At 70.2% G+C, this 25,056-nt stretch carries 32 protein-coding genes and 1 tRNA gene; 12 read left to right on the top strand and 21 right to left on the bottom strand.

All coding sequences use genetic code 11. From position 1 onward, the window contains the following. Positions 1-38 precede the first annotated feature (38 nt). On the bottom strand, positions 39-1,406 hold the full coding sequence (locus AC3WRN_RS02840; protein ID WP_492621807.1) for a tryptophan--tRNA ligase: 1,368 nt from the start codon (positions 1,404-1,406) through the stop codon (positions 39-41). Between the two features lie 150 nt (positions 1,407-1,556). Here AC3WRN_RS02840 and AC3WRN_RS02835 point away from each other — a divergent pair, with 150 nt between their 5' ends. Further along, positions 1,557-1,886, top strand: a complete 330-nt coding sequence (locus AC3WRN_RS02835) for a YegP family protein (protein ID WP_068095841.1) — start codon at positions 1,557-1,559, stop codon at positions 1,884-1,886. Between the two features lie 52 nt (positions 1,887-1,938). Here the strand turns inward: AC3WRN_RS02835 and rocF are convergent, their stop codons facing one another. The 9 genes from rocF to AC3WRN_RS02790 form a co-directional block, all read right to left on the bottom strand. Beyond that, complete coding sequence (gene rocF / locus AC3WRN_RS02830; protein ID WP_068095842.1) at positions 1,939-2,853, bottom strand: arginase; 915 nt, start codon at positions 2,851-2,853, stop codon at positions 1,939-1,941. A 420-nt stretch (positions 2,854-3,273) separates the two neighbouring features. Further along, positions 3,274-3,480 (bottom strand): hypothetical protein, encoded by a 207-nt coding sequence (locus AC3WRN_RS02825; RefSeq protein ID WP_492621806.1) that lies wholly within the window; start codon positions 3,478-3,480, stop codon positions 3,274-3,276. A gap of 185 nt (positions 3,481-3,665) precedes the next feature. Then, complete coding sequence (locus tag AC3WRN_RS02820; protein ID WP_153021739.1) at positions 3,666-3,860, bottom strand: hypothetical protein; 195 nt, start codon at positions 3,858-3,860, stop codon at positions 3,666-3,668. 183 nt (positions 3,861-4,043) lie between these two features. Continuing rightward, positions 4,044-4,283, bottom strand: a complete 240-nt coding sequence (locus AC3WRN_RS02815) for a hypothetical protein (RefSeq protein ID WP_068095885.1) — start codon at positions 4,281-4,283, stop codon at positions 4,044-4,046. Between the two features lie 168 nt (positions 4,284-4,451). Then, positions 4,452-4,703 (bottom strand): hypothetical protein, encoded by a 252-nt coding sequence (locus tag AC3WRN_RS02810; protein WP_068095844.1) that lies wholly within the window; start codon positions 4,701-4,703, stop codon positions 4,452-4,454. 149 nt (positions 4,704-4,852) lie between these two features. Further along, a tRNA-Thr gene (locus tag AC3WRN_RS02805) sits at positions 4,853-4,928 on the bottom strand. Between the two features lie 60 nt (positions 4,929-4,988). Further along, on the bottom strand, positions 4,989-5,657 hold the full coding sequence (locus tag AC3WRN_RS02800; protein ID WP_492621805.1) for an SPOR domain-containing protein: 669 nt from the start codon (positions 5,655-5,657) through the stop codon (positions 4,989-4,991). Between the two features lie 26 nt (positions 5,658-5,683). Then, a complete protein-coding gene (locus AC3WRN_RS02795) occupies positions 5,684-6,448 on the bottom strand; it encodes a type III pantothenate kinase (RefSeq protein ID WP_492621804.1) in 765 nt (254 codons plus the stop codon). Beyond that, on the bottom strand, positions 6,445-7,422 hold the full coding sequence (locus AC3WRN_RS02790; RefSeq protein ID WP_492621803.1) for a biotin--[acetyl-CoA-carboxylase] ligase: 978 nt from the start codon (positions 7,420-7,422) through the stop codon (positions 6,445-6,447). Before AC3WRN_RS02790 ends, AC3WRN_RS02795 begins: the two co-directional genes overlap by 4 nt. A 218-nt stretch (positions 7,423-7,640) precedes the next feature. On the opposite strand from AC3WRN_RS02790, the gene AC3WRN_RS02785 reads away from it, so the two are divergent. Both AC3WRN_RS02785 and AC3WRN_RS02780 read left to right on the top strand, forming a co-directional pair. Next, positions 7,641-7,964 (top strand): hypothetical protein, encoded by a 324-nt coding sequence (locus AC3WRN_RS02785; protein WP_068095887.1) that lies wholly within the window; start codon positions 7,641-7,643, stop codon positions 7,962-7,964. Positions 7,965-7,976: 12 nt separating this feature from the next. Further along, a complete protein-coding gene (locus tag AC3WRN_RS02780) occupies positions 7,977-8,771 on the top strand; it encodes a M90 family metallopeptidase (RefSeq protein WP_492621802.1) in 795 nt (264 codons plus the stop codon). A gap of 10 nt (positions 8,772-8,781) precedes the next feature. Here AC3WRN_RS02780 and AC3WRN_RS02775 read toward each other — a convergent pair whose 3' ends face one another. From AC3WRN_RS02775 to dusA, 4 genes are all read right to left on the bottom strand, one after another. After that, positions 8,782-10,200, bottom strand: coding sequence for an ATP-binding protein (locus tag AC3WRN_RS02775; protein WP_068095852.1), 1,419 nt, complete (start codon positions 10,198-10,200; stop codon positions 8,782-8,784). Then, positions 10,166-10,858, bottom strand: coding sequence for a response regulator transcription factor (locus AC3WRN_RS02770; RefSeq protein WP_492621801.1), 693 nt, complete (start codon positions 10,856-10,858; stop codon positions 10,166-10,168). Before AC3WRN_RS02770 ends, AC3WRN_RS02775 begins: the two co-directional genes overlap by 35 nt. Further along, the gene (locus AC3WRN_RS02765; protein WP_492621800.1) at positions 10,858-11,217 is read right to left on the bottom strand and encodes a PepSY domain-containing protein; all 360 of its coding nucleotides are present in this window, start codon (positions 11,215-11,217) and stop codon (positions 10,858-10,860) included. The genes AC3WRN_RS02770 and AC3WRN_RS02765 overlap by 1 nt, the downstream gene beginning before the upstream one ends. Positions 11,218-11,306: 89 nt before the next feature. Next, positions 11,307-12,326, bottom strand: coding sequence for a tRNA dihydrouridine(20/20a) synthase DusA (dusA, locus tag AC3WRN_RS02760; protein ID WP_492621799.1), 1,020 nt, complete (start codon positions 12,324-12,326; stop codon positions 11,307-11,309). A 239-nt stretch (positions 12,327-12,565) separates the two neighbouring features. On the opposite strand from dusA, the gene AC3WRN_RS02755 reads away from it, so the two are divergent. From AC3WRN_RS02755 to AC3WRN_RS02745, 3 genes are all read left to right on the top strand, one after another. Further along, the gene (locus AC3WRN_RS02755) at positions 12,566-13,342 is read left to right on the top strand and encodes a ferredoxin--NADP reductase (RefSeq protein ID WP_492621798.1); all 777 of its coding nucleotides are present in this window, start codon (positions 12,566-12,568) and stop codon (positions 13,340-13,342) included. Positions 13,343-13,445: 103 nt separating this feature from the next. Then, positions 13,446-13,931: a DUF456 domain-containing protein gene (locus tag AC3WRN_RS02750; RefSeq protein WP_492621797.1), complete on the top strand. Its 486-nt coding sequence runs from the start codon at positions 13,446-13,448 to the stop codon at positions 13,929-13,931. Positions 13,932-13,995: 64 nt separating this feature from the next. Continuing rightward, positions 13,996-15,768, top strand: coding sequence for a DUF885 domain-containing protein (locus AC3WRN_RS02745; protein WP_492621796.1), 1,773 nt, complete (start codon positions 13,996-13,998; stop codon positions 15,766-15,768). Between the two features lie 3 nt (positions 15,769-15,771). On the opposite strand, the gene AC3WRN_RS02740 is transcribed toward AC3WRN_RS02745, so the two are convergent. From AC3WRN_RS02740 to AC3WRN_RS02730, 3 genes are all read right to left on the bottom strand, one after another. Next, positions 15,772-16,098 (bottom strand): TfoX/Sxy family protein, encoded by a 327-nt coding sequence (locus AC3WRN_RS02740; protein WP_492621795.1) that lies wholly within the window; start codon positions 16,096-16,098, stop codon positions 15,772-15,774. 2 nt (positions 16,099-16,100) lie between these two features. Then, positions 16,101-16,766 carry a PAQR family membrane homeostasis protein TrhA gene (gene trhA, locus AC3WRN_RS02735; RefSeq protein ID WP_492621794.1) on the bottom strand — a complete coding sequence of 222 codons (666 nt, stop codon included), beginning with the start codon at positions 16,764-16,766 and terminating at the stop codon, positions 16,101-16,103. A gap of 91 nt (positions 16,767-16,857) precedes the next feature. Next, positions 16,858-17,286 carry a hypothetical protein gene (locus tag AC3WRN_RS02730; protein WP_492622036.1) on the bottom strand — a complete coding sequence of 143 codons (429 nt, stop codon included), beginning with the start codon at positions 17,284-17,286 and terminating at the stop codon, positions 16,858-16,860. Between the two features lie 368 nt (positions 17,287-17,654). On the opposite strand from AC3WRN_RS02730, the gene AC3WRN_RS02725 reads away from it, so the two are divergent. The 4 genes from AC3WRN_RS02725 to cls all read left to right on the top strand — a co-directional run bounded on the left by AC3WRN_RS02725 (position 17,655) and on the right by cls (position 21,871). Beyond that, positions 17,655-18,323 carry an energy transducer TonB gene (locus AC3WRN_RS02725; protein ID WP_492621793.1) on the top strand — a complete coding sequence of 223 codons (669 nt, stop codon included), beginning with the start codon at positions 17,655-17,657 and terminating at the stop codon, positions 18,321-18,323. A 169-nt stretch (positions 18,324-18,492) separates the two neighbouring features. Then, complete coding sequence (locus AC3WRN_RS02720) at positions 18,493-19,071, top strand: cysteine dioxygenase (RefSeq protein WP_492621792.1); 579 nt, start codon at positions 18,493-18,495, stop codon at positions 19,069-19,071. Positions 19,072-19,102: 31 nt separating this feature from the next. Next, positions 19,103-20,470 (top strand): FAD/NAD(P)-binding protein, encoded by a 1,368-nt coding sequence (locus AC3WRN_RS02715; RefSeq protein ID WP_492621791.1) that lies wholly within the window; start codon positions 19,103-19,105, stop codon positions 20,468-20,470. A 30-nt stretch (positions 20,471-20,500) separates the two neighbouring features. Further along, positions 20,501-21,871 carry a cardiolipin synthase gene (cls, locus tag AC3WRN_RS02710; RefSeq protein WP_492621790.1) on the top strand — a complete coding sequence of 457 codons (1,371 nt, stop codon included), beginning with the start codon at positions 20,501-20,503 and terminating at the stop codon, positions 21,869-21,871. A 94-nt stretch (positions 21,872-21,965) separates the two neighbouring features. Here cls and AC3WRN_RS02705 read toward each other — a convergent pair whose 3' ends face one another. Continuing rightward, positions 21,966-22,334 (bottom strand): hypothetical protein, encoded by a 369-nt coding sequence (locus AC3WRN_RS02705; protein ID WP_492621789.1) that lies wholly within the window; start codon positions 22,332-22,334, stop codon positions 21,966-21,968. Positions 22,335-22,457: 123 nt separating this feature from the next. On the opposite strand from AC3WRN_RS02705, the gene pncA reads away from it, so the two are divergent. Continuing rightward, a complete protein-coding gene (pncA, locus tag AC3WRN_RS02700) occupies positions 22,458-23,111 on the top strand; it encodes a bifunctional nicotinamidase/pyrazinamidase (RefSeq protein WP_492621788.1) in 654 nt (217 codons plus the stop codon). Between the two features lie 3 nt (positions 23,112-23,114). On the opposite strand, the gene AC3WRN_RS02695 is transcribed toward pncA, so the two are convergent. Both AC3WRN_RS02695 and AC3WRN_RS02690 read right to left on the bottom strand, forming a co-directional pair. Continuing rightward, entirely contained in the window at positions 23,115-23,303 is a 189-nt protein-coding gene (locus tag AC3WRN_RS02695) for a CPXCG motif-containing cysteine-rich protein (protein ID WP_492621787.1), read from the bottom strand. Between the two features lie 83 nt (positions 23,304-23,386). Further along, positions 23,387-23,845, bottom strand: coding sequence for a putative toxin-antitoxin system toxin component, PIN family (locus tag AC3WRN_RS02690; protein ID WP_068097152.1), 459 nt, complete (start codon positions 23,843-23,845; stop codon positions 23,387-23,389). A gap of 65 nt (positions 23,846-23,910) precedes the next feature. Here AC3WRN_RS02690 and AC3WRN_RS02685 point away from each other — a divergent pair, with 65 nt between their 5' ends. Further along, positions 23,911-24,165: a hypothetical protein gene (locus AC3WRN_RS02685; RefSeq protein ID WP_068097149.1), complete on the top strand. Its 255-nt coding sequence runs from the start codon at positions 23,911-23,913 to the stop codon at positions 24,163-24,165. A gap of 160 nt (positions 24,166-24,325) precedes the next feature. Here the strand turns inward: AC3WRN_RS02685 and AC3WRN_RS02680 are convergent, their stop codons facing one another. Beyond that, positions 24,326-25,042, bottom strand: coding sequence for an HAD family hydrolase (locus AC3WRN_RS02680; RefSeq protein ID WP_492621786.1), 717 nt, complete (start codon positions 25,040-25,042; stop codon positions 24,326-24,328). Between the last annotated feature and the right edge of the window lie 14 nt (positions 25,043-25,056).

The following is a 25,056-nucleotide window of genomic DNA, read 5'->3' as shown; positions in this document are numbered from 1 at the left end:
GGGTTACGGACTCTGCGGAAAAGGGGACACGCCGCGCATCACTCCTGCGCGGCGAGGGCGAGCAGATCCAGCGCTTCGCGCAGACGCGCCAGCGCTTCGTCGCGTGCCTGCTCCTCGTGGTACTCCGGCGTCGTGGCGACCGGCGCGCCATCCAGCTCCAGCACCAGGGCCCGAGGCTGGACCTGCAGCACGGCGGCGGTGCCCAGCCCCTTGAGGCGTTTCTGCAGCGCACCGGCGGCCTTCGGATCGGCAAACGGCTTCGACAGCAGCAGCTCCTCGCCATCCGCGGAGAACAGGCGGAAGCGGAAACTGCCGTCGGCGTCGCGGAAGCTGGCGAAGCGCGGCATCTTGCCTGGCTTCGGCGCAGCCTTCGGCTGGCCGGCGCGTGCCGGCGCGGTGGTCATCGCGCGCAGCCCCAGCACGCCGCGCAATGCGGCCACCTTCGGCGTGGCGATTGCGCGCGCCTTCTGCGCGCCCTGCCGCAGGATCGCCTCGATCGCGGCGGGGTCCGCCATCAGCGCCTCGTAGCGTTCGCGCATCGGCGCCACGTCGGCCTCGACCCGTTCGTACAACACCTGCTTCGCCTCGCCCCAGCCGATGCCCTCCAGCAGGGCCTGGCGGAACGCCGCGGTCTCGGCCTCGCTGGCGAACGCGCGGAAGATGGTGAACAGCGCGGAGCTGTCCGGATCCTTCGGCTCGCCGGGCGCCCGCGAGTCGGTGACGATGCGCATGATCGTCTCGCGCAGCTGCTTCCCGCCGCCGGCGAACAGCGGGATCGTGTTGTCGTAGCTCTTCGACATCTTGCGGCCGTCCAGGCCCGGCAGCGTGGCCACCTGCTCCTCGATCAGCGCCTCCGGCAGCACGAAGAACTCGTCGCCGTGCAGATGGTTGAAACGCTGGCCGAGGTCGCGCGCCATCTCGATGTGCTGGATCTGGTCGCGCCCCACCGGCACCTGGTTCGCGTCGAACGCCAGGATGTCGGCCGCCATCAGCACCGGGTACATGTACAGCCCGGCGGTGATGCCGGCATCGGCGTCCTCGCCCGCCGCGGTGTTCTTGTCCACCGCGGCCTTGTACGCATGCGCGCGGTTGAGCATGCCCTTCGAGGCGATGCAGGTGAGGAACCAGGTCAACTCCGGGATTTCCGGGATGTCCGACTGGCGGTAGAAGGTGACCCGCCGCGGGTCCAGGCCGGCGGCCAGCCAGGTGGCGGCGATCTCCAGCCGCGAGCGCTCGATCCGCGCGGCGTCGTCGCTCTTGATCAGCGCGTGGTAGTCGGCAAGGAAGAAGAACGCGTCCACGTCGTCGCGCCGGCTGGCCTCGACGGCCGGGCGGATCGCGCCCACGTAATTGCCCAGGTGCGGCGTGCCGGTGGTGGTGATGCCGGTGAGGACTCGGGTATTCATGCTGTGCCGCACAGGTAAAGCGCCAGTCTACGACATCCGGCAAAACCGCTCGACCGGCCAGCCGCGGCGACTGGCAGCATCCTTCCCAAAAAAATCACGCGAACCGGTCCAGATTCTGCCGACCCGACCATGGCAAGGAGATCGAAGCTGATGAGCGGCAAATTCACGATGTTCACCGGCAAGAACGGCGAGACGTACTTCAACCTCAAGGCCGGCAACGGCGAGATCATCCTCAAGAGCGAGGGATACAAGGACAAGGCCGGCGCGCGCAACGGCATCGAGTCGGTACGCAAGAACGCGCCGGATGCGGCGCGCTACGAGAAGAAGATCTCGACCAACGGCAAGTTCCACTTCAACCTGAAAGCCGCCAATCACCAGGTCATCGGCAGCAGCGAAATGTACGAGAGCGAGCGCTCGCGCGATGCCGGCATCGCCTCGGTGGCGGCGAACGCGCCGGACGCCAGGCTCGTCGAGGAATGAGCGACCCTCCGGCGCGGCCCCTCGGGTCGCGCCGGAACCTATCCGTTCCGCTTCAGCGGATCAGCGTGGACTTGCCGAACAGCGACTCGACCAGGTCCACCGCCAGCTTCGCGGTCTGGTTGCGCTTGTCGAAGGCCGGGTTCAGCTCGACGATGTCCAGCGACGCCACGCGCCCCGCATCGGCGATCATCTCCATGCACAACTGCGCCTCGCGGTAATTCGGCCCGCCGCGCACGGTGGTGCCCACGCCCGGCGCGATGCTGGGGTCGAGGAAGTCGACGTCGAAGCTCACGTGCAGGTGGGTGTGCTCGTCGAGCCCGGCCAGCGCCTCCTCCATCACGCGCTTCATGCCGATCTCGTCGATATGGCGCATGTCGTGCACCTGCATGTTCGCCTCGCGTACCAGCTGCTTCTCGCCCTCGTCGACCGAACGGATGCCGATGTAGCGGAACACGTCCGGCGTGGTCGCCGGCGTGCTGCCGCTGAGCCCGGTAAGACCTTCCGGGCCGACGCCGCACAGGCAGGCCACCGGCATGCCATGGATGTTCCCGCTGGGCGTGGCTTGCGCCGTGTTGAAATCGGTATGCGCATCCAGCCACAGCACGCGCAGCCGCTTGCCCTCGTCGTGGCAATGGCGCGCCACCGCCGAGATCGAGCCGATCGCCAGGGAGTGGTCGCCGCCGAGCATGATGGGCAGACGCCCGGCCTGCAGCTCCTGGTGAACAGCCGCATAGACGGCCGTATTCCATGCAACCACCTCGTCCAGGTGGCGATAGCCGTGTTCGGGCGGCTGCCACGGGTTGAGCGGGCCCTGCAGGTTGCCGCGGTCGATCACCTTCAGCCCGCGACGCTCCAGTTTTTCCGCCAGCCTGGCCACGCGCAGCGCCTCCGGCCCCATCGCGGCACCGCGATGGCCGGCGCCGATGTCGGTCGGCACGCCGATCAATGAAACGGTCTGTTTGTCCATATGCCTGTGTTTACCTGATGCATGACGGCAGACGCCGACCCTGGCCAGACGAAAGCGGCCTCATGCCGCTCCGAACAACTCGTCGCCGTTCCTGCCGGGAGGGGGCTGCGCGACCGGCTCGTTGCGGATCCTTCGGAGTCTACCGGAACGCCCCCGCCCCGCCGAGGGACACGCCCCGGCCCGCAGCAACCGGGCCCACGCAGGTGCGCGACCGTCACGGGGCCACGGCCGGCCCGCCCGAGCGCTGCCGGCGCATCCGCTCAATGTTTCTGCTGGCTCGCGGCGTAGTCGCCGCCACCGGTACGTTCGCCCGCATGCGTCGTGTCCATGAGCATGCCGTGACCACCGACGCTGCTGTCCGCATGGACACTGCCGCGGATGTTGCCGCCGGCGGCAGTTCGAAGCGTGCGTCACCGGCCGTCATCGGCGGATCGCCGCCACAGGTCGCGTGGCGGCTGACTGCATCGCCGCCTGCCGGCAGTCGCTGACGGCGCAGTCCCTCTGCCGCTGCGGCATCGCGCGCATGCCGCGATTCCCGGACATGCCTGCGAACTGGCCGGTGGTCTGCGCCGGCATGTCGCCCGCACCCGGCATCCGCATCTTCACGGTGACGTTCATCTTCATCATGTTGCCGGAATCCGACCGTGCCGACGCGGCTGCGGCCAGCGACGAACACGCGCGCAGTGCCGAAGCGGACCGGCAACGGCCGCGACGCGATGGACATGACTCCCGTGACCGAAACCGAGACGAACCGCCACGCGCGATCACGCGATCACGCCTGCCGTCGCACCGCCGATACCGGAGGTGTTCGTCTAGGGGAGCCCGATCTGGCGACTTCGCACCAGCTCGTCTTCGCGGCGCGAACGCGCGCCCGGATGCCAGGACACCAGATCCCCGCCGTGATAGACCCCGCCGGAATTCTTGTTCCTTGCGATCTTGCCGAACAGCATCCCTGCAAACAGCGACACTCCACGCCAGAAGGCGGAATGTACAAACAACGTTTGCATACCAGTCACCCCGAGCTGCCCCTGCGCAGCCGTCGGCGCCGATCCTAGCAAGCTTTCACGCTACGTGCACACGCATTTCTCATTTTGGACGGGCATGTCCACGTCCCGGCACGGGAACGCCGCGAGCAGCCAGCACCGCCGCGCCGCGAAACCGTCCGGGGCGGCGGCGGCCGAAGGCGGCCCTCACGCCGCGGCGCGGCGGGATGCGCCCGGCCCCGCGTACTGCACCAGGGCGATGGTGAACTCCGCGCAGCTCAACTCGACGCTGACCGTGCGGCCCGAGCTGGCATGCTCATCGCGCGCCAGCCCGCGAGCCAACCGGATCGCAGGCGCGAAGCGCAGCTGGTCGTACAGCAGTGCTTTTCCGCTGCAGATGCGCCACAGGCCGTGGCTGCTTTCCTTGATGGTCAAGACAACACGCATCGCCATATCCCCGGACAAGGACGTCGCCCGGAACACCCACCGTCGCCTCCCCATGGGCGGAAGATCGTGTATTCCCAGCGTCGCCCAGTCTGGCGGAAACCGCTCGACGCGTATGTCGGCGCCGACCTACGCCTGCTGTGCGCATGCGTCCCGGGACGCGGGGCACCGCTAGCCCGACCGGCCCAGGCTCTGCCGTTCCGGATGCGGCACGCGGCCGTACTTGGCCAGGATGACCGGCTCGGAATATTCGCCACGATCGACGTCGGCCGCCTGCGCGTACACCAGCACGCCATCGAAATGATCCGCCAGCATCTGGCCGCGCGTCAGCGCCAGCTGCTCGAGGCCATGCAGGATCGGCTTGTCCGCGACGACATCCCCGTCCATCTCGTGGAAACCCTGCACCACGTACAACGTGCCCATGTGACGTGCCCTCGCGCCAGTCGAATGCCTGAGGGTGGATCGACCGAAGTCGACGATACGCGATGGTCGCGTTAAGGGCGATCGGATCCATTCAGCATCCACCCGGAACGACGAAGGCCGCCCGGGGGCGGCCTTCGAAACCTGCATTCTGGTGCCGGCAGCAGGAATCGAACCCGCGACCTACTGATTACAAATCAGTTGCTCTACCAACTGAGCTATGCCGGCGGAGGTGGCGGATTCTAGCAGGCCGCGTGGTGGCGCGCTCGGCGGCCGGCCAGCGGCTCGTCAGAAGCAGACGGTGCTGTGCGAGCCGATGCCGTTGGTGCGGACGCGGCTGCGCCAGTCGAAGTTGCCGCCGCCGGCGACCACCAGGTCGAGCCAGTATTCGGGCACGCTCTCGCTGCGCTCGCTCATGCGGGCCGGAAAGCCGGCCGCGGCGATCTCGTCGCGGCGCTTGCGCGCGTTCGCCGGATCCCGGAACAGGCCCAGCGAAATCGTGTTGGGCTGGTCGCCGGAGTTGACCACGAAGTAGTCGCTGATGTCGTGCGCGGCGAGCTGCCGGGCAGTTTCCAGCGCCTGGGCGCGGCTGCCGGCCGCCGGCAGGTAGACCCACCAGCCACTGGTCTGGCTGGTCTGCTCCTGGCGCGAGCGCATGCGCGTGGCCTGCGCAGCCAGGGCCTGCCGCGCATTGCGCAGATCCTGCGGAGTGGCGAACGGCCCCAGCGCAAGACAGCTGTAGCTGGGGTTGCGCGGCGCCGCGGCGGCAACGGCGGGCGGCGCGGCAACCGGCGGCGCGGTCTGGGCCGGCACCGGCAACTCCGACAGCAGGCGCAGTTGCGCCACGCCCGGATCGCTGGGGCTGCCGCCGCGGGCATACGGTTGCCCCAGCAGCAGCCATGCGCCTACCGCGATATTCAGCGCGATCAACAGAACGAACAGCAGACGCAGCAACATCGGATCCCCTCAACCGGCAACTGTCGTCATTCTAGAGGGGCGCCGCCGGCCTCGGACGCACGGGCCCACACGGCCAGGCCGCGCAGCACGCCGTCCTGGCTGAGCCGGGCCGGCAGCGACAGCAGCGGCAACAGCTGCGCCGCATCGCCCCCACCGAGGATCAGTTCGGGCGTGGCGCCGAGCCGGGGCGCCGCGCGCAGGGCGAAGCGCTCGACCAGGGCGGCGGCGGCCTGCCAGCAACCCGAGGCCACCGCGTCGGCGGTGTTGTCGGCCAGATCCACGATCGCGCCGGGCCGTTCCGGCCGCACCTGCGCCGTGGCGTCCCGCAGCGACTGCTGCATCAGCTGCGGACCCGGCGCGATCAACCCGCCCAGGTGCTGCCCGTCGGCCGCCAGCGCATCCAGCGTGAGCGCGGTGCCGACGCCGGCCAGCACGCAGGGCGCGTGACCGCCGGCATGCGCCGCGACCATCACCAGGAAACGATCGACGCCCAGCCGTGCCGGCTCGGCGTACGCATTGCGCACGCCGCAGGCGCCGGATGGCGTGCGCAGCCATTCCGGCGCGCGGCCGAAGCAGCGTTGCGCCACGGCCGCCACCTGCGCCTCGCGCGCGGCATCGACGACCGACGCACCGATCACCCGCAACGGTGCCGGCAGACCGGCCCAGGCGGTCTCCAGCACGCGTGCCGCGTCTTCGCGCCAGTCCACCGCGCCGCGCGCCAGCCAGCCATCCGCCTGCACCTGCAGCGCCCACTTCAGCCGGGTGTTGCCCAGGTCGAGCAGCAGCCTCATGAACGACGCACCGTGACGTCCGCGCTGTCGATCCGCCGCACGCTGCCGTCGGCCATGCGCACCTGCAGGGCACCGCGTGTGTCCACGCCCGCGCCGACGCCGTCGAACGCACCCAGTGCGCCGCTCAGCTGCAACGGCTGCCCGTGCAGCAGGTCGTATCTGGCGTAGTCCGCGCCGAACGCGGCGAAACCGTCGCGCTCGAACTGCCGCAGACCGTCGACCAGCGCCGCGATCAGCGCCGCCGCCACGCGGTTGCGATCCGGCGAAATGCCGCCGGCCAGGCCAGCGAGGTCGCAGGCCGGCTGGCCGGCCTGCGCGCGCAGTGCCGGGGTCAGCCGCAGGTTGAGGCCGATGCCGATGATCGCCGCGCACGGCCCTTGGTACTCGCCGTTCAGCTCGACCAGGATGCCGCCCAGCTTGCCGCCCGCGGCGGCCAGCACGTCGTTCGGCCACTTCAGGCCGGCGCCGGCGATGCCGAGGTGCTCCAGCGCACGCAGCACGATCACCCCGACCGCCAGCGACAGCCCGCTCAGCGCGGCAAAGCCCGCATCGAAGCGCTTGAGGCAGGACATATAGAGATTGAGCCCCGGCGGCGACAGCCACTCGCGGCCACGCCGGCCGCGTCCGGCGCTCTGGGTCTCGGCCAGCACCACGCTGAAATCCCCGGCGGCGGCGCCGCGGCGCTGCAGCTCGCTGGAGGTGGAATCCAGCTCCCAGTGCACCTCCAGCGCACCCAGCGCGCGCGCCTCCGCCGCCGGCAGGGCGGCACGAATCCGCGCGGCATCGAGCATCTGCAACGGCCACGGCAGCTGGTAGCCGGCCGCGCCGCGCGCCTCGACCGGCACGCCACGGGCACGCAACGCCTCGACCTGCTTCCAGATCGCCGCACGGGTCATCCCGGCTTGCGCGGCGAGACGGGCGCCGGACAAGGGTTCGCCATCGGCCAGCAGCGCCAGCAACTGCACCGGCTGCATCAGCAGGCCCCGCGCACGAGGGCGGCGGGCCGGCGGCCGGGGAATGGAGAGGGTCGGATCGGGCTGAACATCGGCGAATTCTAGCCCGGGTGACCCAGCATGCGGCATCCGCCGGCCATGCCCGGGCCGCGTCCGGCACAGCCGGCAGCACTGGCAGGGCGCCGGGGTTTCTGAGACGATCGAGGCCTTCGCTTGTGAGGTCAAGGAGTTTGATCGCCATGCGTGTCACCCACTGGCTTATCGGTTGCGCCTTGGGCATCGCCGGGATCGGCGGCGCCGCGGCGGCAAGCGCGGGCACCCAGGATCTGGACAATTCCCCGCACGCCGCACTCGACGGCGCCGGCACCCGCGACGGCAACGCCGGCAGCGGCGGCGATGCCGTTGGACTGGCCCGCGACTGCCCGCAGACCGACAGCCGCGACAACTCCGGCAGCGGTTCCGGCAACGGCAACGACCGCTCCGGCGGCGCCTCCTCCGCCCCGGCGTCAACCCGCCGGCCGCATCTGGGCTGGCAATCGCTGCTGCCTGGATCCATCCAGTAAGCGCTCGGCGTCATGCCGGGGTCTTGGTGGCAATCCCTGCGGGCGCATCTTGAACCTGCACCGATTGCCGATCCGCTGTGGCGACGCGCCATCGCCGGCTGCCCGCTGGCGCGCCGGCTGGATCCGGAGCGGCAGTTGCAGCTGCGCCGGCTCTCCGCGCTGTTCCTCGCCCGCAAACGCTTCCACGCGCTGGCCGGCGCCGTGCTGGACGACTACTGGCGCCTGCTGATCGCCATGCAGGCCTGCCTGCCGGCGCTGCAGCAGGGCGCAGCCAGCCTGCGCGGCTGGCGCGAGGTGCTGATCTATCCGGGCGAGTTCAAGGTGCGCCGCAGCCACCACGACGACCGCACCGGCGTGGTCACCGAGGGCGACGAGGTGCGCATCGGCGAGGCGTGGGAACACGGCCCGCTGGTGCTGTCGCTGGCCGACGTGCAGCTGGACCTGGAGCAGCCATGGGACGGCTACAACGTGGTCGTGCACGAGATGGCGCACAAGCTGGACATGCTCGATGGCCCGCCCGACGGCGTGCCGCCGCTGGTGGACATCCCGCGGCGCCGCTGGATCCATCAGTTCCAGCAGGCCTACGACCGGCTGGCCGCGATGCCGGAACACGGCTACGACAGCCCGATCGACCCGTACGCCACCGAGAGCGCCGCCGAGTACTTCGCCGTGGTCAGCGAGCTGCACTACTCGCAGCCGGCACTGCTGCGCGAGGCGGAGCCCGGGGTCGCCGAATTGCTGGAAAGGTTCTACGGCCGCTCGCCGGCCGAAGGCTGCGAACCAGCCGGCTTCTGCCGCGCGCGCTGAAACAACCGGCTCAGCTCGCCGCCAGGCTCACGCAGAAGCGCGCGCCGCCGAACTCGGGCGAGCGGTCCACCACCAGCTCGCCGCGGTAGGCGTGCACGATGTCCTGCACGATCGACAGGCCGATGCCGTGGCCCTGCACCCGCTCGTCGCCGCGCACGCCGCGCTGCAGCACCTTCTCGATCTTGTCTTCGGCGATGCCGGGGCCGTCGTCTTCCACACTCAGCCACAGGCCGGGCCGCTGCCGGCCCGCCTGCGCGCGCATCTTCACCACCAGCAGCACGCGGTGACCGGCCCACTTGAACGCGTTCTCCAGCAGGTTGCCCATCAGCTCCAGCAGGTCGCCCTGCTCGCCGTAGAACACCGCGCCATCCTCGATGTCGAATTCGCACAGCACGTTCTTCGCCGCGTAAACCTTCTCCAGGCCCTGCACCAGGTCCTCGGCATGGCCGGCGATCGGCACCGCGCTGGCGAAGGTCTGCCGGCCGGAGGTGGCCGCGCGCGACAACTGGTAGGCGACCAGCTCGTTCATCCGCCGCACCTGGTCGAGCACGCTGGCGCGCCGCGCCGCCTCGTCTCCCGCCGTCGGCGATTCCAGCTGTGAGCGGATCACCGCCAGCGGCGTCTTCAGGCTGTGCGCCAGGTCGGCCAGCGTGTGCCGGTAGCGCGTGCGCTGCTCGCGTTCGTTGGTGATGAACGCGTTGATGCGCTCGGTCAGGCCGGTCAGCTCCAGCGGGTACTGGCTGTCCAGCTGCTCGCTGTCGCCGCGCTCGACCCGGCTCATGTCGCTGGCCACCTCGCGCAGCGGGGTCAGGCTCCAGCGCAGCAGCAGCAGTTGCAGCACGATCAGCATCACGCCGAGGATCGACAGCCAGATCACCAGGGTATGGCGGAAGACCGCGTTCTCGCCTTCGAGCTGGTCCTCGGTCTGCGCCACCATCATGGTGAGCCTTACGACCTTCTTGTTCGGCGCGTCGAACGCCACGCCGTAGCTGTAGTAGTACAGCCGCCCCATGCGCGTGTTGATCGGGCCGACGAACTGGCTCTGGCCCGGCTTCAGCGGTTTCAGGAAGGTGAAGTCACGGCCGATCGCCGACGAGGACTCCCAGTGGAAGCCGTCGCCGATCGCCACGGCGTACAGGCCCGAACCCGGCCGCGAGAAGTTGGGGTCCGGCGGCGTATCCGGCGGCAGCAGCTTGCCGTACCGGTTGACGTCGGTATTGGTGATGTACGCGATCGCGAAGTTCTCGAGCCGGTCATGCAGCGTCTGCAGTGCGCGCGCCTTGTTGGTCTGCGTGAGGGTCAGCCCGACCAGGCCGAGAAACCCGGCCAGAACGAAGCTGGTGGCGATCGCCGCGCGAGCCGCCAGCGACAGCGGGCGGCTCGGCGGCTTCGTCTCACTCGTCGTCGCCGTCAGTGCGCGGTATGGCAAAGCGGTATCCGCGTCCACGTACCGTCTCGATGGGTTTGAGGGTGCCTTCCGGGTCGAGCTTGCGCCGCAGGCGGCCGATGAACACTTCCAGCACGTTGGAGTCGCGGTCGAAATCCTGCTGGTAGATGTGCTCGGTGAGGTCGGCCTTGGAGACCAGCTCGCCGGCATGCAGCATCAGGTATTCCAGCACCTTGTACTCGTAGCTGGTGAGATCGACCGGCTTGCCTTCCACCGTCACCGTCTGCGCAGTGGTGTCCAGCTTGATCATGCCGCAGGCCAGGATCGGCTTCGACCAGCCGCTGGCGCGGCGCACCAGCGCGTTGATGCGCGCCAGCAGTTCCTCGACGTGGAACGGCTTGACCAGGTAGTCGTCGGCGCCGTGCTTGAGTCCCTCGACCTTGTCCTGCCAGCTGCCGCGCGCCGTCAGGATCAGGATCGGGTAGCGCTGGCCGTGCTCGCGCAGCGCCTTGACCAGCTCCATGCCGGACATCTTGGGCAGGCCCAGGTCGATGATCGCCAGGTCGAACGGCACCTCGCGGCCGAGGTAGATGCCCTCCTCGCCATCCTGCGCCGCATCGACGGCGAAGCCGTCGCGTTTCAGGCGCGCCGCCAGCGTCTCGCGCAACGGCGCCTCGTCCTCCACCAACAGGATGCGCATTAGTGTCTCCCTCTGTTGCCTAAGTCGATGATGGCCGGACGCGGAATCGAGTCAACCGGGGCCGGATTGCCCCGGGGCGGGTCGATCGGCGCCGCCACCGGCGGACCGCCCCGGGGGACGTCGGCCGGTACGGCCACCACCCGCACGTGGCCATCCGGGTCGAGTACCTTGATACGGTATTCGGTGTGACGACCGAATTTGCGCGGATCAGCCGACAGCACCTTGCCGCCGGTCTCCCGCTGCACCTTGGCCACCGCCTGCTCCAGCGTCAACGACGGCGCGGCCGGCTGGGCCGCGCGTGCGCCGCCGGCTGCGATCAGCAGCAGTGTCAGGACCAGCGGGAGGCGTTGCTTCGACATCGTTGCCTGGATTCCATGCCGGATTCGGTTCCGGTTGCCGTTCAGCCTAGGGAACCGCAGCTGAATACTGGCCGGACGGGCGTGCGCTGTCACGCCGCGACCGGGCGCGGCGCCAGCGCCCGCTCGATCAGCGCCCAGCCGGCGCCCGGCAGGTGCGCACCCTCGCTGAGGATGCGGCGGAAGCCGCGCGCGCCCGGCTCGCCCTGGTACAGGCCCAGCAGGTGCCGGCTGATGTGCTTCAGCGCGGTGCCGCGCGCCAGCTCGGCCTCGACGTACGGTCGCAGGCGCTGCAGCACGCTTTCGCGGGTGGGCAGCGGCTCGCCGTGCAGCGCATGCTCGACCTGCGCCAGCAGGTACGGATCGTGGTACGCCGCGCGGCCCAGCATCACCCCGTCCAGCTGCGCCAGGTGCGCCTGCACCTGCGCCACCGTGGTGATGCCGCCGTTGATCACCACCGCCAGCCCGGGGAATTCGCGCTTGAGCCGGTACACCCGCTCGTAGTCCAGCGGCGGCACCTCGCGGTTCTCCTTCGGCGACAGGCCCTGGAGCCAGGCCTTGCGCGCGTGCACCACCAGCACCCCGACGCCGGCTTCCAGCATCAGCTCGGTGAAGTGCTGCAGGCCGGCGTAGTCGTCCTGGTCGTCCACGCCGATGCGGCACTTCACCGTCACCGGGACGGGCCGGCCGGAATCCGCGACCGCATCGCGCATCGCCTTGACGCAATCGGCCACCAGCGCCGGTTCGCGCATCAGGCAGGCACCGAAGCGGCCCGATTGCACCCGGTCCGACGGACAGCCCACGTTGAGGTTGATCTCGTCGTAGCCGGCTTCGACGCCGAAGCGCGCCGCCTGCGCCAGTTCGTGCGGCTCGCTGCCGCCCAGTTGCAGGGCCAGCGGGTGCTCCTGCTGGCTGTGCTCGAGCAGGCGCAGCTGCCTGCCGCGCACCAGCGCCGCACTGGTCACCATCTCGGTATACAGCCGCCCCCGCGGCGTCAGCAGCCGATGGAAGTAGCGGCAATGGCGGTCGGTCCAGTCCATCATCGGGGCGACGCTGATCCGCCAATCGTCGGCGGGGAGAGCGCTGGTTCGTGGTGAAGGCGGGCTGGACATGCCGCCATTGTAGTGGCTGGCAGCCCGCGACTCGTCGCCGCAGCGGCCGGCACAGGCGCCGCGCGGCCTGCTCGCGTATCCTAGGCGCCTGTCGCCGCGTCCATCCCGGCGCTCGCAAGGCACCGCGGCCATGGCCGCCCTCCCCGCGAGTCCCCATCGCCGGCCTGCCGGATGGCTTGGCGTGCGACTTCCCCGGCACCCCGACAACGCAACAACGCAACAACGCGAGACGACCGACCATGGTGGCAATGGCAACCGAGCACGTGATCGACGTGCGGCACTGGAATGACAGCCTGTTCTCCTTCCGCACCACCCGCGACCCGGGTTTCCGCTTCGACAGCGGCCAGTTCGTGATGATCGGGCTGGAAACGGAGGGTCGTCCGCTGATGCGCGCCTACTCGATCGCCAGCGCCAGCTGGGAGGAGCACCTGGAGTTCTTCTCGATCAAGGTGCCGGACGGCCCGCTGACCTCGCGCCTGCAGTACCTACAACCCGGCGACCCGCTGATCGTCACGCGCAAGCCCACCGGCACCCTGGTGCTGACCGACCTCAAGCCCGGCAGGCACCTGTACCTGCTCGGCACCGGCACCGGGTTGGCGCCGTTCATGAGCATCATCCGCGACCCCGACACCTACGAGCGCTTCGACCGGATCGTGCTGGCCCACGGCGTGCGCCGGGTCGACGACCTGGCTTACGCCGACTACCTGGAAAACCAGCTGCCGCAGCACGATTACCTGGGTGAGCTGGTACGCGAGAAGCTGATTTACTACCCCACCGTGACGCGCGAGCCGTTCAAGAACCACGGCCGCATCACCGACGCGATCGTCGACGGCGCGATGGGCAAGGTCACCGGCCTGCCGCCGCTGAACCCGGACACCGACCGCGTGATGCTGTGCGGCAGCCCGGCGATGCTGGACGACCTGTGCGCCCTGCTCGACGGCCGCGGCTTCCACGCTTCGCCGCGCACGCGCGAGCCGGGCGACTACGTGGTCGAGCGGGCGTTCGTGGAAAAGTAGGAGCCCGCTCGCGGGCGATGCCTTTGCTCTAGTCTGCGTCGTAGCACCAGAGCAACAGCATCGCCCGCGAGCGGGCTCCTACTTCTTGTTCGCCGGAACACCCATGCTCGATATCGCGCTCTACATCCTCGCCGCGCTGCTGATCGTCGGCGGCCTGGCCGGCGCCGTGCTGCCGACCCTGCCCGGCATCCCGATGCTGTTCGGCGGCATCTGGCTGGCCGCGGCGGTGGACGGTTACCGGCACCTGGGCCTGTGGTGGCTGCTGGTCATCGGCGCGCTGGGCACGCTCGGGGTGATCGTCGACTTCGTCGCCGGTACGCTCGGCGCCAGGCGCGTCGGCGCCAGCAAGCGGGCCCTGTGGGGCGCCGGGATGGGCACCTTTGTAGGCATGTTCTTCGGCATCCCCGGCCTGCTGCTCGGGCCGTTCCTCGGCGCGCTCGCCGGCGAGCTGTCCTCCGGCACCAGCGTGCTGCGCTCGGCCCATGTCGGCATCGGCACCTGGCTCGGCCTGCTGTTCGGCACCCTGGTGAAACTGGTGCTCTCGTTCGTGATGGTCGGCCTGTTCGGGCTGGCGATGCTGTTCGGCTGAGCTTCCGGCACATGCCTCCGGGACGCGCCACGGCCTAGGCTTGGGCTTCCCCAGGGAGAACACCATGTCCAGACGCCTCGCCCTCGCCTTCGCCGCCCTGCTGGCGGCGACCGGTTCGCTGCATGCCCAGGCCGCACCGCCGGCATGGATCGCGCGCAGCAATGCCGACTCGCAGATCCTGCTCGACCAGATCGCCCGCTTCCGCCCGGAGTTCGCCTCGCAGGTGGGCGTGTCCGGCTACGACGACAAGGTCGCCGACCTCCAGCCCGGCGTGGACGAGCGCTCGCGCGCCGCGCTGGTCGCGGCGAAAGCGAAACTCCAGGGCATGCTGGCCAACGAACGTGACGCCAACGTGCGGCAGGACCTGCAGATCCTGATCAAGGCCGCCGCCGAACAGATCGAGGGCATCGACCTCGACCGCAAATACCTGTTGCCGTATACCGACGTCGGCGCACTGGTGTTCGGCGGCGAATTCAGCCTGCTGAAGGACGGCGTGCCCGCCGCGCGCCACCCCTCGGCGCTGAAGCGGCTGCAGTGCTACGTGGGCAAGGCGCCCGGCTGCACGCCGATCGCCGAGCTGGCGAAGGCGCAGACCATCGCCCGGCTCGGCGACAAGGCGCTGCTCGGCCCGTACCAGGGCGAAGTGGAGCAGAAGCTGTCCAACACCTCGCGCTACGTGGACGGCATCCGCCAGCTGTTCGCCAAGTACCGGCTGGACGACGCCGCGGGCAAGGCCGCGCTGGACGCGCTGGATGCGCAGCTGAAGGCGTACGACGGCTGGGTGCGCAGCACCGTGCTGCCGCGCGCCCGCAGCGACTTCCGCCTGCCCGAGCCGCTGTACGCCTACAACCTGCGCCGGGTCGGCATCGACATCCCGCCGCAGCAGCTGCTGGAGCAGGCGCAGCTGGAGTTCGTCGAGCTGCGCGGCATGATGCAGGTGCTGGCGCCGGTGGTGGCGAAGGCCGAAGGCATCGATGCCACCGACTACCGCGACGTGCTGAAGGCGCTGAAGCGGCAGCAGCTGGGCAAGGACCAGGTGACGCCGTGGTACCACGAGGTGCTCGGCCACATCGAGGACACCATCCGCCGCGAACGCATCGTCACCCTGCCGCAGCGCAAGATGCAGATGCGCCTCGCCTCGGAAGCCGAATCCGCGGCGCAGCCGGCGCCGCACATGGATCCGCCGCCGTTCATCAACAACCACGGCGAGCAGGGCACCTTCGTGCTGACCATGGGCAACCCGGCAGCGAACGGCGACAAGACCCAGGCCTACGACGACTTCACCTTCAAGGCCGCGGCGTGGACGCTCACCGCGCACGAGGGCCGGCCCGGCCACGAGCTGCAGTTCGCGGCGATGGTCGAGCGCGGCGTGTCGCTGGCGCGCAGCCTGTTCGCGTTCAACAGCGTCAACGTGGAAGGCTGGGCGCTGTACGCCGAGTCCGAGATGCTGCCCTACGAGCCGCCGGCCGGCCAGTTCGCCGCGCTGCAGGCACGCCTGCTGCGTGCCGCGCGCGCGTGGCTCGATCCCATGCTCAACCTGGGCCTGATCACGCCCGAGCGCGCGCACCAGGTGCTGGTCCACGACGTCGGCCTGTCCGAGGCGATGGCGCGGCAGGAGATCAGCCGCTACACGTTCCGCTCACCCGGCCAGGCCACCGCGTATTTCTACGGCTACCTGCGCCTGCAGCAGCTGCGCCTGCAGACCGAACTGGCACTGGGCCCGAAGTTCGACCGCATGGCCTTCAACGATTTCGTGATCGGCCAGGGCCTGCTGCCGCCGGAACAGCTGGCCGAAGCGGTGCGCACGCAGTTCGTGCCGGCCCGGCAGAAACCGTGACCCTCAGCACCGCGCGCTTTTCGCCAGCCAGCCGGCAAGCCGTGCGGTGTCGCGGCTGAGCGCGGCGGGCAGCACGATGTAGTGTCGGCTCGGCGCCGCGCCGGGCTTGGCGACCAGTCGCGCGGCGCCTTCGATCCGCAACAGCGCCGGCTGATCGGCCGGCGCCAGTTTCAAGGCCAGCCCGCCGTGGGTCAGCCACGCGCATGGCTTTTCATCGAGGTACGCCATCAGCCCGCCGAACATCGGCTGGAAGCGCAAGTCGTGCGGCCGGCCCAGGTGGGTGGCCGCATCCTCCAGTTCGCGGCGCAGGGCCGCGAGGCTCGGCGGCATGCTCACGCCGGGTCGGGAATCACGTACAACAGCACGGCGAGGAAGTGCAGCACGCTGCCGGCCAGCACGAACACGTGCCACAGCGCGTGGTGGTACGGCAGCCGCCGCCACAGGTAGAACGGCACGCCCAGCGTATAGGCCAACCCGCCGGCGAGCAGCAGCACGGTGCCGCCGGTCTGCAGATGCTCGCTGAGCGGCTTGAACGCGACCATGCCGATCCAGCCCATGCCCACGTACAGCAGCACCGCCAGCTTGCGGTAGCGCCCGAGCAGGCCCAGCTCCAGCGCGCTGCCGGCCAGCGCCAGCGCCCACACCGCCACGAACAGGCTCCAGCCCCACGCGCCCGGCAAGGCGACCAGGGTGAACGGGGTGTAGGTGCCGGCGATCAGCACGTAGATCGCGATGTGGTCGAGCGCGCGCAACGCCGGCTTGGCCGCCGCCACGGGAATCGAGTGGTACAGCGTGGAGGCGGTGTACAGCAGCACCAGCGAGGTGCCGAACACCGCGCAGGCCACCACGGTCAGCGCGCTGCCGTGCAGCGCGGCGAACGCCACCAGCGTCGCCAGCCCGGCGATGCTGAGCGCGATGCCGAGGCCGTGCACGATGCTGCTGGCCAGCTCGTCGCCGAAGCTGTAGCGGGGAATCGCCGCAACGGATGAGGCGGGCATGGCATGGCTCCCGGGCCTGGTTCCCGCCTACCTTAGCGGGCGCACCGGCGCTTGCATACACGACGCACGGCCGCGCCGGCACGCCGTCACGTCATTCGATGATGAATGCGCCGAACGCCACGCCCAGGTTCCAGCCCTCGCCCTTGCCGCTGAGCGCCAGCGAGACGCTGCCCTTGGTCAGCACCTGCGCCGCGGCCGACTTCTCCGCACCGGCGTGCGCCTCGGCATTCGCGTAATGGCCCAGCACGTCGCGCACGTCGCTGACGCCGCTGAACTTGCCGACGCCATCGGTGATCTTGGTCTTGCCGAAGGTCAGCCCGCCGCCCTTGGCGCGCAGCTTCACGTTCAGGCTCTGGCCGTTGCTGCAATGGACCGTGCCGCTGCCGCTGGCGGTCTTGTAGAACACCGACCAGCCGGACAGCTGGAAATCCATCCTGCAGGAAATGTCGGCAGCCAGCGCCGGCGCGCCGGCCAGCCATGCCGCACACGCGAGCGTCGCCACGCCCGCCCCTCTGACCATGTTCATCGCCGTTCCCCGCCTGCCGTCCCGGCCCGCCGCCGGGAGCCGATTGTTGCAGGGCCGATGCGCCGGCGGCGAGCGCAGCGCGTGAAAACGGCTTTCACGCTGCATCCACGTCGGTCGGCCGGGTGCATGGCAATACTGAAAGTGCGTGGGTGCAACCATTCCCCCCTGCACCCGCATTCCACCCCGCCCCGGCGGGGTTCTTTTTTGCCGGCCTCGCAGATGCGCCATCCGTAATATGGCCGTCCAGCCGTCTACTTGCGCCCCTGCTCCGGGCGGGCATACGCTGCAGTCGCGGCGACACGATCCCCCTGCCCGTGCAGCGTGAGCGCCGCGACAACCCCAACGATGTCAGGAGGTCGCCCATGTCGTCCGCCAGCCTGGCCGTATTCCGTCGCACCCACCCCGACCGTGCCCGCATCGCCGCCATCAGCGTCGCGGTCGCCCTCAATCTTGCTGTGATCCTGGTCGCCTCGCGACCCACTGCGCCGACGCCGTTGCGGCTGCCGCAGTCGCTGGTTCCGGCGCAGCTGGTCCGTTTCATCGATCCGCCGCCGCCGATACCCACGCCACCGATCGAAATGCTGCCGCGGCCGCATCCGCCGGCGGCGCCGGTCGTCGTCCACCCGCGGCCGCTGCCGGTCACCACGCCGGCCGTCGTGCCCAGTGACGAAGGCAGGCTCGCTGCGCCACCGGTCGGCACACCCACCCTGCAGCCCGCCGGCGACGCGGCCGGCAGCGCGACCGGAACAACGCCGGTCGAGGCTACCCTCGCCTACCGCTCGGCACCGCTGCACTTCCCCACCCGCGCCCTGCAGCAGCGCATGCAGGGCACCGTGATGCTGCGGGTGCTGGTGGACGAGAACGGCAAACCGGTGCAGGTGCTGGTGGAACATGGCAGCGGCTACCTCCTGCTCGATCGCAGCGCGGTCGAGCAGGTGCTGGCCGGCTGGCTGTTCCAGCCTGCGGTGGTGGACGGCCGGGCCGTGCGTGCCTGGGCGCGGGTGCCGGTGGCGTTCAGCCTGCGCGAATGACGATCCAGGCGCAGGGGCCCGGCCGGCGATACCAACCGGGCCTTTCCGCCATGGCGGAAACCACGCCTTCGCCGGCCTGTGCGGGGGCCTGCCCGGCGGCCCTCGGCTTACGTGTCTTTAACGATACGCATGCTCCACTGGCGCCCACTCACCCTGCCGGGTTTCAAGCATGGGCAAGCACAAGAACATCCTGAATTCCCTGCGCACGATCGCGCTGGAGCACACCACCGCGCAGCCGGACCTCGCCTTGATGGCGCGCGAACTGGGACGCGTGGTGCATCAGGATGCGTTGGCGCTGTCCACCCGGCTGACCTCGTTGCGCACCCGCCAGCATGGCTTCGAACGCTGGCTGCTGGCCGAGCGCGGCAAGCCGCCGGTCAGCGTGCTGGTGCTGGCGTGGCCGCCGAACCACGTCACCCCGGTACACGACCATGCCGGGTTGTGGGGTCTGGAAATGACCCTGGTAGGTGCGCTGGAGGTGCATTCGTACCTCCGCGACGCCGCCACCGGCGACCTGCGCCTGCGTGGCCGCGACTGGCTCGGCCCCGGCGACGGCACCTGGTTCGAGGGCGACCGCCACCACGCGCACCGCTGCCGCAACCTGTCGCGGCACGAGACGGCGCTGTCGCTCCACGTCTACGGCGGCAACCTGGCCGAGTACTTCGCCTACGAGCGGGCCGAGCCCACCGGGCAATGGAGCGCGCCGCAGCTACGACGCAGCGCCATTGCCGGCCGCCTGCACGGCTGATCCGCACGACACCAGACGCACAGGGAATCCCATGTATCGACGGGTCGCCATCATCGGCGGCGGTGCCGCCGCCGCCACCCTGCTCAGCGAGTTGCTGGAGCGTGCATCGCCGCAGCCGCTGCACCTGGACTGGTTCACCGGCGGCGGCACTCCTGCGCGCGGGGTGGCCTACGGCACCGCCTCGGACCGCCATCTGCTGAACGTGCGCGCGGCCTCGATGAGCATGTTCGCCGGCAGGCCGCGCGGCTTCCTGGACTTCGTGCAGCGCGACGACCCCGCCATCGCCGGCACCGACTTCCTGCCGCGCCGCCGCTACGGCGATTACCTGGAGGCCGAGGTGACGCGCGCACTGCAACAGGGCAAGCTGCACGGGCACGACGTCAACATCGTCCCGTTCGCGGTCGATGCGCTGGTGCCCGAGCCGGGCGGCGTCACCGTGATCCATGGCGAGGAAAGCCACCGGGCGGATGCGGCCGTGCTGGCGCTGGGCGCGCTGCCGCCGCAGCCGCTGGCCGCGGTCGGCGCTGCCGCGCTGGCCAGCGGCCGCTACGAGGTCGATCCATGGCGCCTGCTGGCCCGGCTCGACGAGCGGCAACCGCCGCCGCGCCGGGTGGTGATCATCGGCCTGGGACTGACCGCGGTCGACGTGGTGCTGGAACTGTCCGCATGCTGGCCGCAGGCCGAATTCGTCGCGGTTTCGCGCCACGGCCTGCTGCCCGAGGCGCACCTGCACGCTGCCGGCACGCCTGCCGGCGACGGCGCCGAACTGGTCGAGGCGATGCGCGATGCGCCGGAGATCCGCCGCTGGATGCACCTGCTGCGCGAGACGATCGCGCAGGAAGGCACCGAATGGCGTCCCGTCATCGACAGCCTGCGGCCGCACCTGCCCGGCCTGTGGGCCGAGCTGTCGGCGGAGCAGCGCGCGCGCTTCATGCGCCACGCGCGCTGGGCATGGGAACGCGTGCGCCACCGCATGCCGCCGCAGGTGCGCGAAACCATCGCCGCGCTGGAGCAGGAGGGCCGGCTGCAACGCCGGCGCGGGCGCGTGCACGCGGTGGACGTCGCCGGCGACGCGCTGCAACTGAGCGTGAGCCATGCCGGCACGACCCGGCTGCTTGACGCCGACCTGGTGATCCAGACCGTCGGCCTGGATACCGACGTGCGCCGCAGCAACCACCGGCTGGTCAGCCAGCTGCTCACCAACGCGCACATCGTGCCCGATCCGCTCGGCCTCGGCGTGACGGCGAGCGCGGACGGCCGCCTGCAGCACGACGGCCAGCACTGGCCCCACCTGTTCGCCATCGGCAGCCTGTTGCGCGGCACGCTGTGGGAATCCACCGCGATGCCGGAGATCTGCCAGCAGGCGCGCAACCTCGCCGACCGGCTGCTGGGCGACTGAGCGCCCGGCCGTGATATCCGGTTACCCGCGATGATCGCCGCCTGCGTCGTCCTGCTGCACCTGCTGGGCATGCTCGCGGCGATGCATGCGGTGATGCACACGCGCACGCCGCAAGGGGCGATCGGCTGGACCCTGGGCCTGCTGCTGCTGCCGTACGTCACCCTGCTGCCGTACCTCTACCTCGGTTCCAGCCGCTTCCGCGGCTATCGGATCAGGCATCTGCAACCGCACCCATCGGCCACGGGCGTCGCGCCGTCGGCCGACCCGGCCTGCGCCCGCTACGCGTCGATCAGCGCGCTGCAGGGCCGGCCGTTCCGCAGCGGCCACCGCTTGCGCCTGCTGATCGACGGCGCCGCGGCCTTCGACGCCATGCTGGCGGCGATGGCCGCGGCCGAACATTGCCTGCTGGTGCAGTTCTTCATCATCCACGACGACGCGCTGGGCCGGCGCCTGCAGCAGGTGCTGCTGGATCGCGCCGCGGCCGGCGTGCGCGTGTACGTGCTGTTCGACGGCATCGGCAGCCACGCCCTGCCGCAGCGCTACGTCGACGAACTGCGCGGCGGCGGCGTGGCGATCCACCGCTTCGCCACCCACCGCTGGCGCAACCGCCTGCAGCTGAACTTCCGCAACCACCGCAAGATCGTGGTGGTGGACGGCGCGCGCGGCTTCGTCGGCGGGCTCAACGTGGGCGACGAATACCTGGGCCTGAAACCGCCGCTGGCGCCGTGGCGCGACACCCAGCTGGAACTGCGCGGGCCGGCGGTGGCCGACCTGCAGCAGTTGTTCGCCGAGGACTGGCGATGGATCACCGGCGCATCGCCGCCGCTGCCGCCCGCGCCGCCCGCCGATGGCGACGCCAGTGCGCTGGTGGTGGCCAGCGGCCCGGCCGATCCGCAGGAAACCGGCTCGCTGTTCTTCACCGCCGCGATCAACGCGGCGCGCCAGCGCGTGTGGCTGAGCACGCCGTACTTCGTGCCCGACCATGCGGTGCGCGCGGCGCTGCAGCTGGCGGTGCTGCGCGGGGTGGACGTGCGCATCCTGATCCCCTCGCAACCCGACCACCGCACCGTGTTCCTCGCCTCCACCCTGCACGCCTACACCGCCGTGCGCGCCGGCATCCGGGTGTTCCGCTACCAGCCCGGCTTCCTGCACCAGAAGGCGCTGCTGATCGACCGCGACACCGCCGCGATCGGCAGCCTGAACCTGGACAGCCGCTCGTTCCGGCTCAACTTCGAGGTCGCCGCCCTCGCCGTCGACCATGCCTTCGCCGCCGAAGTCGCAGCGATGCTCAACGCGGACTTCGAGCGCGCGAAGGCCATCGACGAGCGCGAATACCGCGACACGCCCTACCTGGGCCGGGTGGCGATGCATGTGGCACGATTGTTCGACCCGCTGCTGTAGCCCGCCGGCCCGGAGTACCCGCCATGCGCCGGTTCGCCCCGCTGCCTAGCCTGATGGCCGCGAGCGCGACCGGCCGCGCCGGCGCGCTGGACGCCTAACCGCGTCCGCCGAAGCGCCGGCGCCAGTCGCCGCTGCACAGCGCCCAGCCCAGGTAGATGCCCAGCGCCACGCCCAGCAATTCGCACAGTGCGCGCAGGCCGATGTGGTCCGGGTCGTGCACCTCGGCCAGCTTCACCTTCAGCAGCTGCAGCGACTGCAGCTGGCCATAATTGAAATAGAACAGGTTCCACAGGTCGCCGCTGGCGGTCAGCGCGGTCGCCAGCAGGAACGACCAGCCGATCTGCGGCCCCAGCCCCAGCCGTTGCGCCGGCCCAGCCAGTGGAACACGAAAAACAGCAGCAGCCCTGCCGCCGCCGAGATCAGGCCGGCCTGGATCCCGCCGACGATCCCGTAACCCATCCATGACTGGTCGTACTGCATCGCGCACCCCTGGACCGTGTTGCCACTGCATCACGCATTATGGGACATCGCCGCTGAGGGCACGCCGCGCGCTAGACTCCGTCGGAGTATCCGCGCAAGCCAGCCCATGAACCAGCCACTCTCGCCGCGCAGCGCACTGATCCTGGTCGACGTGCAGCCGGACTTCATGCCCGGCGGCGCGCTGGCCTGCCACGAGGGCGACGCGATCGTGCCGGGCATCGACGCACTGTTGCGCCAGCGCCGCTTCCGCCACGTGGTGGCCACCCAGGACTGGCACCCGCGCGGGCACGTCTCGTTCGCCGGCTCGCACCCCGGCCGCGCGCCGTTCGAACAGATCACGCTGTACGGCCAGCCGCAGACGCTGTGGCCGGAGCATTGCGTGCAGGGCACGCCTGGCGCCGCACTGCACCCGGGCATCGACTGGTCGGCGCTGGACGCGGTGATCCGCAAGGGCAGCGACGGCGCCGTGGATTCCTACAGCGGCTTCCGCGAAAACCATGGCCCACACGGCGCGCGTCCCAGCACCGGCCTGGCCGGCTGGCTGCGCGAGCGCGGCGTGGACGAGGTGTTCGTGTGCGGGCTGGCGCGCGACGTGTGCGTGCTGTGGACCGCGCAGGACGCGCAGTCACTGGGCTTCCGCGCCAGCGTGCTGTGGGACTTGAGCCGCCCGGTCACGCCGACCAGTGACGAGGCCACGCGCGCCACGTTGCAGGCACAAGGCATCGGCATCGTCGCATCGACGGCACTGCCGGGCGCCTGAACTTCAGGCGTCGTTCTCGCCGGAGGCGCGCACCTGCGGCTCGCCGTCCGCATCGATCTCCACGCTGAGCGTGATCGGGCGGCAGCACACCTGGCAGTCCTCGATGTACTGCTGGCTGGGGATCGAGGCGTCGACCAGGATCTCGATCGGCTCGCCGCAATACGGGCAGTCGATGATGTGTGACGTGAGCACGGGTGCGTCTCGACAGGCGGGCACCCAAGTACACCACGGCGGCGTACCGGCGGCGATGCGACGCCGGGAGCCTGTTCAGGCTCTTACCCCTTGCGCAGCGACCACGCCTGCGGCAGGCCGATCCAGAACAGCGCATCGCGCGCGCAGCGCGGGGCCAACTTCAGCAGTTCGTTGTCCTTGCTGACCAGCCAGCGCGCGCCCGATGCCTGCGCCAGTTCCAGGAACTTCTGGTCGTCCGGGTCGGCGCAACGCGGCAACGGCGCATCGGCCGGTGCCGTGGCCAGTTCGTCCGGCAGGCAGCGCACCAGCGCATCGAACGCCGCCTCGATCGCCGGGCGGGCGGCGTCGGTAACCGGCAGCTGCGGATAGTGCAGCACGCGCAGCCATTCGGCGCGGCAATCGGCGCGCGTCACCGCCTCGATCGTGCCGTCCTGCATCGCCACATGCAGCGCCGCGGACTGCGGCTCGCGGAACACGAACAGGTCCAGGCACACATTGGTGTCCAGCACGATGCGCGGCGGCGGCAGGTGGTCGGCGGTCATCGCGCCATGATGAGGCAAGCGCGGCGCGCTATACACTGCACACTTTCCGACCGGAGCCGTCGCCCATGGCCGAGCGCGAGTTCAACGACTACCTTGCCCGCTCCGGCGCCACGCTGGAAGGCTCGCGCTACGCGGCGTGGCTGGCGGTCACCCCGCGCCGCCACGGCTTCCCGGTGTACTACGCGATCTGCGAAAACCGCAGCTTCCGCGACAAGGGCATCGCCGAGGCCGCCGCCGCCAAGGCGCTGGCCGACATGCTGGGCCTGGAAGCGGACGGCACGCCGATCTTCCCCGAGGGCTACACCGGCTTCGACGACTAGGAGCCTGGGCGGTAGAAATTTCCGAGGCGAAAATTCGACTGCGCGAGGACAGCTTTTCGACGCTTCGCCGGCCCATAGCGGTTCTATGGGCCAAGAAGTGGCGGAAAGATGGACCGCGCAGTCGGATTTGCAGCCCGGAAGATTTCTACCGCTCAGGCTCCTAGGCCGCGGCGAGTTCCCGCAAGCGTTCCACCGCCGCCGGGATCGCCGCCGGCGCATCCACCGTGAGCAGGCGCGGCTCGTCGGCATCCAGGCCGTTCTCCAGCTCGTGCGCCCAGGTCACGTGGTACGGCAGGTGCACGCCCCAGCCGCCCAGCCGCAGCACCGGCTCGATGTCCGAGCGCAGCGAGTTGCCGACCATCGCGAACTGCGCCGGCTGCAGCGCGAACTCGCCCAGCACGCGGCGGTAGGTGGCGGCGTTCTTCTCCGAGACGATCTCGATGCGGCGGAACAGGTCGGCCAGGCCCGACTCGGCCACCTTCTTCTCCTGGTGGAACAGGTCGCCCTTGGTGATCAGCACCACTTCGTACTTCGCGGCCACCGCCTCGACCGCCTCGCGGATGCCCGGCAGCAGCTCCACCGGATGCTGCAGCACCGCCTTGCCCAGTTCGACCAGGCGATGGATGTCGGCGGCGCTGACGCGGCCTTCGCTGATCGCGATCGCGGTTTCCACCATCGACAGCGCCATGCCCTTGGCGCCGTAGCCGAACAGCTGGAGGTTGCGCTGCTCGGTGGCCAGCATGCTGTCGTGCACGTGCCGGTCGCCCAGGTCCACGTAGCGCCCCATGATCGCGGCGAACGCCTCGCTGGCCTGGCGGTAGTAGCCCTCGCTGTGCCACAGCGTGTCGTCGCCGTCGAAGCCGATCAATTGCAGCATGGTTGTTCCGTTCC

Source organism: Rhodanobacter sp. FW101-FHT13A11, assembly GCF_058790335.1.
The sequence above is the reverse complement of the archived record's forward strand: the minus strand, read 5'-3'. Positions and strand labels throughout refer to the sequence as shown.